Source organism: Vibrio sp. 10N.261.46.A3 (assembly GCF_041472995.1).
GTDB classification, from domain to species: domain Bacteria; phylum Pseudomonadota; class Gammaproteobacteria; order Enterobacterales; family Vibrionaceae; genus Vibrio; species Vibrio coralliirubri.
Genome location: NZ_JBFRRH010000122.1, coordinates 15,293 through 28,440, shown reverse-complemented (window position 1 = coordinate 28,440; position 13,148 = coordinate 15,293). Strand labels below are relative to the sequence as shown.

Below are 13,148 nucleotides of genomic sequence, written 5' to 3'. Positions count from 1 at the left end.
AACCTCTTTGCACAAGCTTAGAAAGAGAAGGCAGTAATTAATAATGGAAAAAATAGCCATTTTCGGTAGTGCGTTTAATCCACCGAGCTTAGGGCACAAAAGTGTGATTGATTCGTTGGCTCACTTTGACAAAATTTTACTCGTTCCAAGTATTGCCCATGCTTGGGGAAAAGAGATGCTAGACTTTGATACGAGATGTCAGTTAGTTAACGCATTTATTAGCGATCTTTCACTGGATCAAGTGGAGCTTTCTTTGATCGAAAAGAGCCTATTTACCCCAGGTGAAAGCGTCACGACTTATGCAGTTCTCAGTGAACTTCAAAAGTTACATCGTGACGCTGAACTGACGTTTGTTATTGGCCCAGATAACTTCTTTAAGTTCTCATCTTTCTATAAATCAGATGAGATTACCGAGCAGTGGTCTGTAATGGCTTGCCCTGAAAAAGTGAAAATTCGCAGCACAGACATACGTAATGCACTGATAAGTGGAAGCGATGTGGCAAAACTGAGTACAAAGTCAGTTACAAAGATGTTGCAAGATAGTGGACTGTATCAGATAATGTAAGTTCACTAATCAAGAGGTCAGAGGACTATGCTAAAGAGCGCGATACCAGCGACGTTGATCATGGCAGCATGCAGTATGCCTGCGTATGCTGAGTGTGATTTTTTTAGCCTAGATTCAATCATGCTGACTTCTGATGAAGATGACAATTGTCTAGATTTCTCGACCAGCATCGAGTCTTTTGGCCAACGTATGATGGAAATCAGCGGACTGAGCGATGATGAACCTGAAAGTACACCGGACTATTGGTCTGATTGGGTTCTTCAAAGTAAAGACTCGCCATTGCTGACACAAAGCATTGAGTCAAACTATGTTGGCTTGGGTATGTGGTTTCCAGAAGACCTTGAAGACGAGCAGTATGATATGTCGACTGAAGAGTGGTTGATGAATCATGGTCTTCAACTCAGCATCGGTTTTGGCGAGAAAGTAGAAGGGCAGCCGCGTATGCGCTTTGATTATCGTTGGCATGACTCACGTGACGCCGACCTAATGATGCAGGTTGAGTTGCCATTCTAGACAGGTAGTGACATAGATTGATTGCTATCTACGTCTAAATAGTAAGAATTAAAAAAGCCGCAAAAACTCAGTTTTTGCGGCTTTTTAGTATCTGGCTGCTAGTTTAAATACCAGCACTCACTTACCGCCAAGCTATAAATCTTCACCAAAAACAAGCATACACAGTTGCTCGAACTCTTCTTCTTTACCTGAGAACAGGTCATCAATCACAAGTGAACGTTTCTGGCCTGACTGCATGCGTTTCTTCGCTTCTCGCATCACCATCACCAGAGTGTGCTCTTGTGGCAGGTTTGAGTCATCAATGTTCCACTGATTGAATCGCTGAGAAAGAGCACTTTCGCAAAGCAGGGGTTTAAACGACAACACTTCTTGCTTCAATACAGAAAGCATATCTTTAAACGCTTGTTCCGTATTATTGGCATTGGAAGCACGAGCTTTGGTTTGTTCTAGCTTTTCTAGTAGTGCCGAAGAGAGGTTAGTTTGCGTGATGTAACCCGCTTGTCTTGGGAATGAATCCGTCAAACGAACAGAAAAGTCGACGCGGTTAACCTGAGTGTTTGGAAAGTAGGTCAGTGACGTTAGGCAGTCGTGCGGAATCCAGACGCTTTGTCCTGGTTCAACGGCATACTCTTGTTTGCCTAACTTAATCAAAACCAAGCCACTTTGAACCGATACAAGGCTATGTTTAAGTACTTTCTTGCGTGGTGTGATCACCAAGTGTGAAAAGTAAGCCGATGTATATTCAATAGCGAAGTTCATAGATAGTACCTTAATTTTGGGGCGTCAAGATTACCGTTAATCTTAAAGAATGCCAACAATAACAGGGGATTTTCAATGTTTCTGGTCTGACCTTGTCAAAAGTATGGGCTCTGTAGCTGCGAGAAGTCAAAACAACGCGTAGAATGAGCCAGCTTTTTATTATATGAATTAAAAAATGACCTCTCCAACCGATCCATATGTTGATATTCGTCCTTACGGCGATGATGAAATTCCAGCGGCACTAAACCGTCTTATTAATGATGAAGAATTTATCAGTGCAATCTTGCACTACCGTTTTTCAAACCATGCGTCTTGGTTCAAAGCATTAATGAGCCCGATTTTGCGTGTGTACTTAAAAATGAAGTGGAGCAAGCTGACTAGCGTTGAATCCATTCAGATTGAAGTGAAAAAGTACTTACGCGACACGTTAGCGAAAACCACTAACGGTGTGACGTACACGGGTATCGAGTCACTGGATGCGAACCAAGCTTATCTGTTTGTATCAAACCATCGTGACATTGCTATGGATCCTGCGTTGGTAAATTACGCTCTGCATCAAAATAATCATCAGACTTGTCGTATCGCTATCGGTGACAACCTGTTGAAGAAGCCATGTGCGACTGAATTGATGCGTTTGAACAAGAGCTTCATCGTAAAGCGTTCTCTGAAAGGACCGCGTGAGATGATGAAAGCGCTAGGGCAGTTGTCTTCCTACATTAAGCACTCTCTAGAAACAGGCAACTCAATCTGGATCGCTCAAAAGGAAGGTCGTGCGAAAGACGGTAACGATTTTACTGAGCCAGCAATTTTGAAAATGTTCCACGTTGAAGGACGTAAGCAAAAAATTGCTTTCCCTGAATACGTGAAGTCATTGAAGATTGTTCCTGTGGCTATTTCTTACGAGAACGACCCATGTGACACAGCTAAAGCGATAGAGCTTTTCGAGAAAGATGTAAACGGCAGTTACGAAAAAGGTGAGTTTGAAGATATCGAAAGTATCATTCAAGGCATCATCGGTAATAAAGGACGCGTTCACGTTGGCTTCGGTCAGGTTATCGACCAAGATTTTGATACGCCTGAAGCGCTTGCTGAAGAGATCGATCGTCAGATCCACGATAACTACAAACTGTTCCCAGTAAACTTGCTGGCAGCAGAAAAAGAAGATGAGTCGATTACAGCGGCCGTTAAACAAGAGTTTGAAGCTAAACTATCGAACCTGCCACAAGGTGCGCGTCAGTACTTGATCGATAGCTACGCCAACCCAGTGAAGAACATTGGTTAACGAACGTTAGCTTGCTTGCTAGTTGATTAGCAACTTGATTGAATTGAAAAAGGAGCCTTGGGCTCCTTTTTTGTTTCTGAATGGCTACTTGTTGCTGCGATCGAGCATTAACTTATTAGAGCAATAGAGCAATAGAGCAATAGAGCATTAGCCTGAATTAGCGAGCGACTGCGCCACCGAGTTCTAGATTGGTTGGCCATGTGGTTACAGTGTTGCCGCCCAGATAGATGTTGCCTTTAACTGTCATAGTCTCGGGAAATGTTGTAATCCCAGAACCGCCTATATATAAGTCGCCATCAATCACGATCCCATTGGGGAGTTCGGTTAAAGGAGTGCGGATCACGCTCAGATCGCCTTTCACCCTAAAGCCATTCGGTAGCCTTTCCAGTGGAGTATCGGTGAGGTTGATAAAACCGCCCACTCTTACACCTCTTGGCCAACTGGTGATTTGGCTGCCAATCAAGTCGACGTAACCTTTTATCTTAACCCCGCTCGGGACTCGAGCGAGTTGGCTGTTAGAGCCTTTTAGGCTGCCGTTCACTTCTAACCCTTTGGGTAGGCGTGTGATCGCAGTGTTCTCTATATTGAGATTACCATCTACCACCAAGCCAGTTGGAAGTGATGTATAAGGCTTATTTCGTAGATATAAGTTTCCGTAATTATCGAGATGGTTCAATATTTGATAGTGATCGAGTGGTTCAGCACTGACATTTGTTATGGTTAAGGAACCAATAATAAGTGCAATTATTCTGAGCATAACAGGCTTCTTATTACGATAGACGCTTACACTATAATGGAAAAATTAATCTCGCATAGTGTTTTACCCATTTGGCGGTAGATTAACGAGGAATGGAACAAAGATGGCAGGTAAATCAATGATTAGAGTAAATATACGAATTGTTAAGGTCTTTCTGATAGCCGCTTCAATGTTTGGCTCAATGTCTGCGAGTGCCAACAAAGTAATTTCAACGCCCGGTAAAGCTGCGGTGGTAGTGACACAAGGCGGTCAACAGCAACGAGTTTGTTATTACGATGATAAGGCTTATAGCATTGGGGCAGTGTTAGAGGTGGGGGGCGTAGTGATTCAGTGCGCTGCAGAAAACGATTTTGAGCAAAATGGGTCACTGGCTTGGGTTCAATTAAAAAAAGACGAGTAGTTCACTCGTCTTTTAATAAGAATATAAATGCTTATATTAACGCGCTAGAGAGCGAGTCTTAAGTTCAAAAATAATCTTCTCAGCGCTAACTTCAAATTTAAAGCGAGCGTGCAACTCTGTGCTTTCTTCAGTCATCTCTGATGCTTCAAATTCAACGTTGCTAGACACTTGTTTAGCAAGTTCAACGTACTTAGCAAACTCAGCTTCAATAAGTGCTTTTGAGTTTCCGTAAACCGTTACTTCAGCAACATCGTCGCCTTCTTTAATGATGAACCCGATTTCGCCTGCACAGCCGCAAGCTTCACATACATCGTTGTTACCAATATCTTGGCTCATAATAATAATCCTCTTACAAAGTCTGAGGTTATTCTAACGAGCAATTTGAACTGTATCTACAAAAATTAAAATCTTTGAACTAATTTGTACTGGTATGCTATGTTGTTTGTTGAAGGGGTTAAATGAATGTGTACATTCGCGTCGCCAAATATGTATGTGATCTATCTCATGTTTTGTTGATAAGCAGTGTCATTAATTTGTTAGAATATCATTCAGTTAGTTGCGTCGTAACTAATTTTATAAGACTATCTATTGCTTGATAGGTATTTATACAATGAATTTATTGTTGGGTATTTGATATTCTAAGTTGTTATTTTAGATTAACCACTTAGAGAGGTAAGGTGACTTTCGAAGAATAATTAGACAAAGTGCCCAAAGAGGCAGCACTGTAAAATTGTTCGTACAAAGTATTTGTTGGTATTTAATGGAAATACTTGCGAAAAAATACCTTGCTCACATAATGCTGATAACGATTTTCATTCTGACTTCATTTGATTGAGTTAGATGGATTTACAAAGAGAAGAGCCTGAATATGCCAAAGCGTAGTAAAGAAGATACAGAAATCACGATCCAGAAAATCATGGATGCCGTTGTAGACCAGCTACTAAGATTGGGTTACGACAAGATGTCATACACGACGTTGAGTCAACAAACGGGTGTTTCTCGTACAGGTATAAGTCATCACTTTCCAAAGAAAACGGATTTTACTGCTGCTCTAGACGGTCGTATTTTCAAGATGTTCATGGAACACATTGACTTCGAAAATGGCCTTGATGCATTTTCAGCTAGCTGGGTTGCAGCACTTGAAGACGCTGAGTTCCTAGCAATCTTACGTTTACTTTTCCATCATATCGTTACTGCTGAGAGCGCGCATGAGTTCGCTGCAAACGGTATTGATCGTCTATACAAGCTGACTGAAACTCAGTTTGGCGATACTAGCGGTAAAGAACTAGAGTGGTTGATTGGTAAATCATTGATTCGTATGAGCCAATAATCAGCACTCAATAAAAGAAGCTCCTGCGGGGGCTTTTTTTGTGCCTGCAGTTTCACTTCTTTTACGTTTTTCTCTCAATCCCACATCGATGTCGCTGTCTTGTTGAGTGATGTTGATTGATGTTATTTCTTTTCTTTTTATATGCTTACGCCCGTGACTTGTTTTCCTCTTCAGTGTTAAAAGCTAAGTAACCCTAACGGGTAGTGTTCATTTCTAGAGCCTCAAATGCTCAAGGTTAGTCGTTTTGGTGCTTGCTGTTGTGGTTATTAATAAAATTGAGTTTAAGCCGAGAGAGTGGCTGTGAGCCAACAAAAAGCCCCGAACAAATCGAGGCTTAGGATTACGTCATTGTTATCAAGAACGAATACTCAAAACGAGTCGCTCTTTAATCGGACTTATTGTGCGGGGTGAACCTGAGGGAAGCTCATGGTTGGGTGTTTTTCTACGATACTTTTGTAACCATACACATCTTCTATCATCGAAGGTTTCAGCGCATCCCAAGGCTTGCCATCACACACCAAATTGCCATCTTTCAATACCACCAATCGATCGGAATACTGCGCGGCTAAGTTGAGATCATGCAAAACCACGATAACCGCGGCATTGTGGTTATCGGCTAATTCTCTCGCAATCTTTAAGGTGTTGTGCTGGTGGGCAAGATCCAGTGCAGACGTTGGTTCATCAAGCATCAAAATACATTGGTCACCAGAGTGGTGAAGCTGAGTTAATACTCGAGCCAAGTGCACTCGCTGCTTTTCACCGCCTGATAGCGAAGGATAAAGCCTTTCACTCAAGTGAGTCACATCAGCAATATCCATTTTTTGGTTAGCAATGCTGGTCAGCTTCTTGTTGGATTCTTGCAGAGGAATCCCACCAAGCTCGACAACTTCATGTGCCAAGAATGGGAAGGTCAATGTGCTGTGTTGAGGAAGCATAGCAAGGTGCTTAGCTAACTTGTGAGAAGGCCACTTATCTTTACTGTGTCCAAAATACTGGATATCGCCGTTGCTTGATATCTCTTGGCACAAAGCTTTAAGCAGCGTGCTTTTACCTGCGCCATTTGGCCCAAGCAGTGTGGTTACCTTTCCCGCTTCAATCTCAATAGAAACGCCATCTAATATCACTTTACTGCCGAACTTCACTTCGATATCGGTCGCTTTTAAAGCTGAAGGAAACATTAAAGGATTCTCCCTTTCTGTTGAAATAATAGATATAAGAAGAATGGGGCGCCGATAATCGCAGTGACAATACCTACAGGTAGCTCTGCCGGAGCAAGTACCACACGTGAGAACATGTCTGCGGCGGTTAGCAGCAGTGCGCCTAGTACCGCTGATAGTGGCAACAGAACTCGGTGGTCAGGGCCTGCTAACATGCGACCTAAATGCGGGATAACCAATCCAATAAAACCAATCATGCCAGACAGGCTAACTGTGATACCAACGCCTGCAGCCGTCAGTAGAATCAGCTTTCGTTTCAGCTTTTGAACTGGGATACCAAGGTGTTGCGCTTCTGACTCACCCAGTAACAGGGCATTTAGAGACATCGCTTGGCGGTAGAAAACAACAAACAATCCAACGAGCGTGACAGCAGCCAGCAAGATGCCTGACCACTTAGCGCCTGCCAATGAACCCATCGACCACAATGAAAGATCGCGCAGCATTTGGTCATCAGCAATGAAATTCAAGAAGCCAATACCTGCGCCAGAGAGCGCACTGATCGCCACGCCCGCTAACAACATGATGGTGACAGAGGTGCCGAATTTACCCGTGCCCAGCTTATACACCAACAGTGTGGTTAAAGCGCCGCCAAGAAAAGCGAACACAGGAACCGCAGCAAAGTTCATGAAAGCAGGGTATTGAAGCGATAGCTCAGAGAAAAGCACGATGGCCAGAGCTGCACCTAGCGCCGCACCAGCAGACACACCGATGATCCCAGGCTCAGCAAGCGGGTTTCGAAATAAGCCCTGCATAACAGCACCACATAACGCGAGAATCGCACCAATCAACATACACAAAATGGTTCTAGGTAAGCGAATCTCTTGAATCACCAAGTTGATGTGGGGGGCCAAGTCATTGTTTGGCTGGAGTAAGCTCGCTGCGCTGTCAGCCAAGCTAATGTTCATTGGCCCAACGGTGATTGAAAACAGTGCGACGAAGACTAGGGTAGCACCTAGGCCTAACATCGATGTTTTCAGCGGGACGGATCGTAACAACATAAAGGGCCTCAATGTCCGTCACTAACTTCAATATCCATCACCAACATTGTGAAAAGCACGCTGGTGATGGGCACTGAACTAGCAACAGTAAAAATAGGGTAGTTGAGTTATAGCGGGTAGATAAGTTATAGCGGATAGATAAGTGCGTTTAATCGCTTAGCTTCAGAAAGGCTCTCGAGACCAAGCCCGCCAACCAAAGCACTGCCATTTACGGTAATGATTTGCTTGTTCATACCTGCAGGAGTCGCCGCTAACATAGGTAGCGATTTCAGGATCGCATCAGCACCGCCCATTTTTTGGTAGCTACGGCCACTGACTAGAATCACATCGGGTTGCATTTCTACCAGTGACTCCATCGACAGTGGTTTGTAAGACGTTAGGCTTTGAGCGGCAGGGTTGATACCGCCAGCCAACTCAATGATCGCGTTTGGTGAAGTCTCACCACCGGCAACGTTCGCAGGGCGACCTTCATGCAACAATAGGAAAAGTACTTTCTTCGCTTCGTTGCTTGGTACTTGGTTCGCTTTCAGTGCAGCAATCTTCTGATTCACTTCAGCTTTAACTTGCTGTGAGTGTGCTTCGGTATGGGTAATCTTGGCGATTTGGTCAATACGCTTTAACAGCCCTTCAACATTTGCTTCGGTGTTGACGATCTCTACATCGACGCCTGCCGATTTTAATTGAGAAATCGCGTTGTCTGGTCCCATTTCATCTGAGCCAATCAACGTGGTCGGTTCTAGGGCAAGTAAGCCTTCCGCAGACAGGTTTCGGTGATAACCAATCTTTGGCAGGTTGTCTGCTTGAGGAAAGTGGCTGGTTACATCAATCGCGACTAGCTGCTCTTCAGCACCTAATGCCAAAACCAATTCAGTAACGGCACTGCCGGCACTGATGATTCGAGGTTGTTCAGCATCGTTGGCCATTGCGGGTGCGCTAAGTGCCAAGCTCATAGCGGCAACTGAAAGGAGATGTGTCTTAGTCTTTAATTTATTGAGCACGTTTAAGTTGTTCATAATAAGTTCTTTATATTTTCTTTTTGTATCGCGAAGATACTCAGTGAGCAGTCCGTTCGCATTGTGAGTTCGAATCGATAGAGAGGCTTAGTTCTGTCTATTTGATCTTAGCTATCAGGAGCCAAATTTCATAAACGCTAGGCCTCATAAAAATTGAGTGTTGTTCTAGCCATCGTCAGTGAGCAATTGAGTCGCTGGTATTCCGTTCTCTTGAAGGAATGAAAGCAACTTCACTAGGTTCTCCACGTTGGCGGCTTTGTCTGCACCAATGATGATCGGCTTTTTATCCGTTGAGCCAGTCTCTTCTAACAGGGCAATCTTGAAGTTTTCCCAGTCGATGTATTCTTGGCCGTTAATTGCCCAGTGGGGTTCGCGGTCTAAAATATTGACGCTAATCGAATCCTTGTGGACTTCAGAAACGTTTTTGACATCCGAGCTTGGCAGCTCAACTTCCAGTGACTCCAGCTTTACTGATGCCGTAAGCAATAGAAAAACCATCACGATAAAAATGATGTCGAGCAGCGGTGTTAAGTCCGGCGCTAGGCTCTGTGTGTGAGATGAGTGGGGCGTTTTAATCATGCTTGGCTCACATCACCGATAGAGGTTTTGTTGATAGGCTTACCTTGAGTATCATCGGACTGATTGGTTTGAATCGACATGCCTTCTAGCCAAACATTCACATAGTTCAGAGTATGTTCTAGCTGAGCTAGCACTCGATCGGCCCATAGCCCTAGTAGCTGAGCACCAGAAATAGCAGGAAGCGCAATCATCAAACCTGCTGCTGTGGTTCGCATTGCTAATCCAAGACCGTCTGCCAAATCATTAGGCGTGATGCTGCCTGTTGTGGCGGCAACGCCTTTAAACATCTCAATAAGACCAAGTACCGTACCAAGCAAGCCGATGAGTGGACTGATCACGCCGATCAAACCCAGCAGTCTTAAACCTGCATGAAGCTGGTGGCGTTTTTCTTGTAGCCAGATCCCAGCAGCATCTTCACGTAACCCTTTTGAGAAGGAATGGTGAGCAAGCAACATTGACACGCCCTTGTACAGTAGCGGGCGTTTACCTGAAATCGACTGAGCAAGCGCTTCAATCTCTTTACTGTTGGTTGGTGAAATTTGGTTAAGCTCACGACGAATGGCACGTTTGCCCACACCAATGCTGAGCATGACTTGGAAGACACGTTCAGCGATGATCATTGCTGTTAATGCTGAACAGATAAGAAGAGGCCAAGTCATTAAGCCAAGTTGATCTTGTAAGTAACTGATTTGTTGCATGATTAATCCAACCTAAAACGAACAGGTATTTGTACTCGGTGAGCAATCGCTCGACCATTGACAGTGTGAGGTGAGAATTTCCATTGTTTAATGGCATCTAATGCGGCGTTATCGAGCATTAGCGCGCCTGATGAATTTACTAATGCTTGTTTAATTTGTTTGCCTTCAGCGTCTAGCCAGATCTCATAAGTCGCGACACCTTCAACGCCACGGCGTCTTGCTTGGCGAGGGTAATTCGGTGGGGTAGGACGTGCAGAGAACGAAGGTTTAGTGACCAAAACTGGCTCTTGGTTTGATACGCCTTGATTTACTTCCTGAGGCTGGTTGGCAGATTCGTCCATATTCTTATCGACTTTTTTGTCGGCTAGCTTCTCTGGTTGTGGTGCTGGTTCTGGGCGTTCTTTCTTCACCACCTTTTTCTCAGTCACTGGTTTCTTTTGAACAGGCTTTTTCTCGACAACCTTCTTCTCAATCACTTTTTTCTCAACTTTCTTTGGTTGAGGTTTATTGGTGATCGCTTTTTTCTTTGGGGTTGGCTTAGCTTGCTTTGGCTCAACCGTTTTGGGTTCGACTGGTTTAGGTTCGGCTTGTGAGACGGTTTCTTTTATTGGCTCAGGTTCAACTGGCTCTGTGATTGTTTTTTGCTGAGCTTGTGAAGGAACGCTCTTAGGAGTGAAGTTGATCGATACCGTGTTCGATTGGCTACCTGCAGGCATCGCAAATACTTTGGATTCTTGAGCGACAAACAACAACGCGGCATGAATCACTAACGATGCACCGCCTGCAATAACATATCTAGGAACGTTCACAATCAATCCTTTACCAAATCAAAATTCTATATCGGATTATTGCTTAGAATCTAAATAAGATCAATTATCAATTGCATTATCATTTGCGTGTATTTATGATTCTCTCAGTTTTTAGCGAATAGTCTTCCAGACTTTGCTATGTAAGTGTTTAGAGAGATTATATGAGTCTTAATATTTATAAATTTGACGAATCAATCTTGGGTGTTTCTAGCCCTGATCCGCTTCGTTTTGCGTTTGCGAAAAAGCATTCTGCACACGCCGGAGGAAGTTCAATTCCGGTCGACCCCAGTAAGAAGTTAGAACTCTTTGATGAACTGATGCTGAGTGAAGGGAAAAAACAGGATAAGCGTTGCTTATATATCCACATTCCTTTTTGTCGCGTGCGTTGTACGTTCTGCAATTTCTTCCAAAATGCCGCAAGCCGTAAATTAGTGGATGAGTATTTCGATGCACTGATGGTCGAGCTAAAGCAGAAAGCCAAAACGCCTTGGGCTCAGTCTGGACTATTTCACGCCGTCTATATTGGTGGCGGAACACCCACCGATTTGTCACCTCAGCAAGTTGAACAGCTGGGTAAAGCGATTCGTCAATATTTCCCACTAGCAAACGATGTTGAGATGACATTGGAAGGGCGCATCAACCGATTTGGCGACGAGATGTTTGATCGTGCGCTTGAAGGTGGCTTCAATCGTTTCTCATTCGGTATTCAAAGTTTCAATACTCAGGTTCGACGTAGTGCTAAGCGCCTAGATGACCGAGAGGTTGTGCTAGAACGTATCAGTTCACTATGCCGCACCGAGCAAGCGCCAATCGTTCTTGATCTGTTATACGGATTACCACACCAATCTATGGAAGTGTTCCAACAAGATTTAGAAGACTACATGTCTACTGGCGCACACGGTATTGACCTCTACCAACTGATTGTTGCGAGCAATGCACCTATGCTTAATCTTGTTGAAAAAGGAAAAATCCCACCGCCTGCGAATACGCCAGATAAGGCGAGCATGTATTTGGCGGGTGTGGAGTTCATGGCAAAAAATAAGGTCAAGCAACTGAGCGTAAACCACTGGACTCGTGATAACCGCGAACGCAGCATTTACAACAGCTTAGCGAAAACTTATGCCGAAGTTCTACCCATTGGTTGTGGCGCTGGTGGCAACATCGGCGGTCATGGTGTGATGCAGCATCGAACTTTAGACAGCTACATGGAGTCTATAAAGCAAGGTCAATTACCTATCGCCATGATGACGAAACAAAGCTCATTAGAACCTATCTTCTCAACATTAAAGGCAGGTTTCGATTCTGGTGTTGTTAGAAGAAGTACGCTACCGAGCTTTATGGGACAAGACACGTTCGACTACCTAAAACCTCTGTTCGCGCATTGGGAAAAGAACGGTTTAGTTGAGCTTTCGGAAGATTATCTGAGCCTGACTATTGCTGGCAGCTTTTGGGCGGTAAGCCTAACGCAGAGTGTAATTCAAGTGCTTAACGCTGAATTCCAAGCTATGTATCCAGCGCCTAAAGCGTCAGGTTCGGGCGTACACCCGCATGCTAGTTTGAAGCACGCTTAATATCGAATTTTTAGTTTATAACTTACTCGTTTATACGGAACATATTCAATGACAGATACAACATTAGAAATGACAGAAACTCTAGAACAACGCGTAGCTCTAATTTTAGAAGAAGAGCCAAAACTACTGCCAACAGTAATTGCTGAGAAGCTAGGTGTTTCAGAAGTTGAAGTGGTTGCTGCTTTTCCAAACGACATGGCGGTAATGCTAGATGGCAGCCGTGCTCAAGAGATTCTAGAAGGTTTAGTGGGTTGGGGCCCTGTGACTACTATCGTGCACTCATTTGGTTCTATCTTTGAAGTTAAAGCGCCATTCCCGAAAGGTAAAGTAGCGCGTGGTTACTACAATCTGATGGGCAAAGAGGGCGAGCTTCATGGCCACCTTAAACTTGATAACGTTAAACATATCGGTTTGGTGAGCAAGGCGTTTATGGGTCGTGAAAGTCATTACTTCGGCTTCTTCAGTGAAACCGGCGAAAATATTTTTAAGATTTACCTAGGCCGTAACGAAAAGCGTGAGCTTATTGCCGACCAAGTAGAACGCTTCAAAGCGTTAAAAGAACAAGCTTAAGTACAGTCAATAGTAAATAATCAGCAGCAATCTGACATAGGGTTGCTAACTGGCTTAAACAAGACATCAATGCTCGAGGATCGTTTA

General features: G+C 43.9%; 16 protein-coding genes. 7 read left to right on the top strand and 9 right to left on the bottom strand.

Annotation, left to right across the window (positions count from 1 at the left end; translation table 11 throughout):
• Nucleotides 1-43: 43 nt before the first annotated feature.
• Both AB4484_RS23860 and AB4484_RS23855 read left to right on the top strand, forming a co-directional pair.
• On the top strand, nt 44-565 hold the full coding sequence (locus tag AB4484_RS23860; RefSeq protein WP_017067428.1) for a nicotinate-nicotinamide nucleotide adenylyltransferase: 522 nt from the start codon (nt 44-46) through the stop codon (nt 563-565).
• 27 nt (nt 566-592) lie between these two features.
• A complete protein-coding gene (locus tag AB4484_RS23855) occupies nt 593-1,078 on the top strand; it encodes a hypothetical protein (protein ID WP_048609737.1) in 486 nt (161 codons plus the stop codon).
• Nucleotides 1,079-1,210: 132 nt separating this feature from the next.
• On the opposite strand, the gene AB4484_RS23850 is transcribed toward AB4484_RS23855, so the two are convergent.
• Nucleotides 1,211-1,837: a hypothetical protein gene (locus tag AB4484_RS23850; protein ID WP_017067957.1), complete on the bottom strand. Its 627-nt coding sequence runs from the start codon at nt 1,835-1,837 to the stop codon at nt 1,211-1,213.
• A gap of 175 nt (nt 1,838-2,012) precedes the next feature.
• Between AB4484_RS23850 and AB4484_RS23845 the strand changes: the two genes are divergently transcribed.
• Nucleotides 2,013-3,119 carry a 1-acyl-sn-glycerol-3-phosphate acyltransferase gene (locus tag AB4484_RS23845; protein WP_372080668.1) on the top strand — a complete coding sequence of 369 codons (1,107 nt, stop codon included), beginning with the start codon at nt 2,013-2,015 and terminating at the stop codon, nt 3,117-3,119.
• A gap of 157 nt (nt 3,120-3,276) precedes the next feature.
• Here the strand turns inward: AB4484_RS23845 and AB4484_RS23840 are convergent, their stop codons facing one another.
• Entirely contained in the window at nt 3,277-3,876 is a 600-nt protein-coding gene (locus tag AB4484_RS23840; RefSeq protein ID WP_048614727.1) for a hypothetical protein, read from the bottom strand.
• A 103-nt stretch (nt 3,877-3,979) separates the two neighbouring features.
• On the opposite strand from AB4484_RS23840, the gene AB4484_RS23835 reads away from it, so the two are divergent.
• Entirely contained in the window at nt 3,980-4,276 is a 297-nt protein-coding gene (locus AB4484_RS23835) for a YnjH family protein (RefSeq protein ID WP_050643300.1), read from the top strand.
• Nucleotides 4,277-4,312: 36 nt separating this feature from the next.
• On the opposite strand, the gene AB4484_RS23830 is transcribed toward AB4484_RS23835, so the two are convergent.
• Complete coding sequence (locus AB4484_RS23830) at nt 4,313-4,612, bottom strand: YfcZ/YiiS family protein (protein ID WP_017062761.1); 300 nt, start codon at nt 4,610-4,612, stop codon at nt 4,313-4,315.
• A gap of 532 nt (nt 4,613-5,144) precedes the next feature.
• Between AB4484_RS23830 and AB4484_RS23825 the strand changes: the two genes are divergently transcribed.
• On the top strand, nt 5,145-5,606 hold the full coding sequence (locus tag AB4484_RS23825) for a TetR/AcrR family transcriptional regulator (RefSeq protein ID WP_004731875.1): 462 nt from the start codon (nt 5,145-5,147) through the stop codon (nt 5,604-5,606).
• Nucleotides 5,607-6,001: 395 nt separating this feature from the next.
• On the opposite strand, the gene AB4484_RS23820 is transcribed toward AB4484_RS23825, so the two are convergent.
• From AB4484_RS23820 to AB4484_RS23795, 6 genes are all read right to left on the bottom strand, one after another.
• Nucleotides 6,002-6,784 carry a heme ABC transporter ATP-binding protein gene (locus AB4484_RS23820; RefSeq protein ID WP_372080665.1) on the bottom strand — a complete coding sequence of 261 codons (783 nt, stop codon included), beginning with the start codon at nt 6,782-6,784 and terminating at the stop codon, nt 6,002-6,004.
• Entirely contained in the window at nt 6,784-7,821 is a 1,038-nt protein-coding gene (locus AB4484_RS23815) for an iron ABC transporter permease (protein WP_048609731.1), read from the bottom strand. Before AB4484_RS23815 ends, AB4484_RS23820 begins: the two co-directional genes overlap by 1 nt.
• Before the next feature lie 125 nt (nt 7,822-7,946).
• Nucleotides 7,947-8,834, bottom strand: coding sequence for a hemin ABC transporter substrate-binding protein (locus AB4484_RS23810; protein ID WP_048614733.1), 888 nt, complete (start codon nt 8,832-8,834; stop codon nt 7,947-7,949).
• 165 nt (nt 8,835-8,999) lie between these two features.
• Nucleotides 9,000-9,413 (bottom strand): ExbD/TolR family protein, encoded by a 414-nt coding sequence (locus AB4484_RS23805; RefSeq protein ID WP_372080663.1) that lies wholly within the window; start codon nt 9,411-9,413, stop codon nt 9,000-9,002.
• Entirely contained in the window at nt 9,410-10,111 is a 702-nt protein-coding gene (locus AB4484_RS23800; protein WP_017064315.1) for a MotA/TolQ/ExbB proton channel family protein, read from the bottom strand. Before AB4484_RS23800 ends, AB4484_RS23805 begins: the two co-directional genes overlap by 4 nt.
• A 2-nt stretch (nt 10,112-10,113) precedes the next feature.
• Nucleotides 10,114-10,920: a TonB family protein gene (locus AB4484_RS23795; protein WP_372080661.1), complete on the bottom strand. Its 807-nt coding sequence runs from the start codon at nt 10,918-10,920 to the stop codon at nt 10,114-10,116.
• 161 nt (nt 10,921-11,081) lie between these two features.
• On the opposite strand from AB4484_RS23795, the gene hutW reads away from it, so the two are divergent.
• Together hutW and hutX are read left to right on the top strand one after the other, a co-directional pair.
• Nucleotides 11,082-12,491, top strand: a complete 1,410-nt coding sequence (gene hutW / locus AB4484_RS23790) for a heme anaerobic degradation radical SAM methyltransferase ChuW/HutW (RefSeq protein WP_372080659.1) — start codon at nt 11,082-11,084, stop codon at nt 12,489-12,491.
• Nucleotides 12,492-12,539: 48 nt separating this feature from the next.
• The gene (gene hutX / locus AB4484_RS23785; RefSeq protein ID WP_172378735.1) at nt 12,540-13,061 is read left to right on the top strand and encodes a heme utilization cystosolic carrier protein HutX; all 522 of its coding nucleotides are present in this window, start codon (nt 12,540-12,542) and stop codon (nt 13,059-13,061) included.
• Nucleotides 13,062-13,148: the final 87 nt, after the last annotated feature.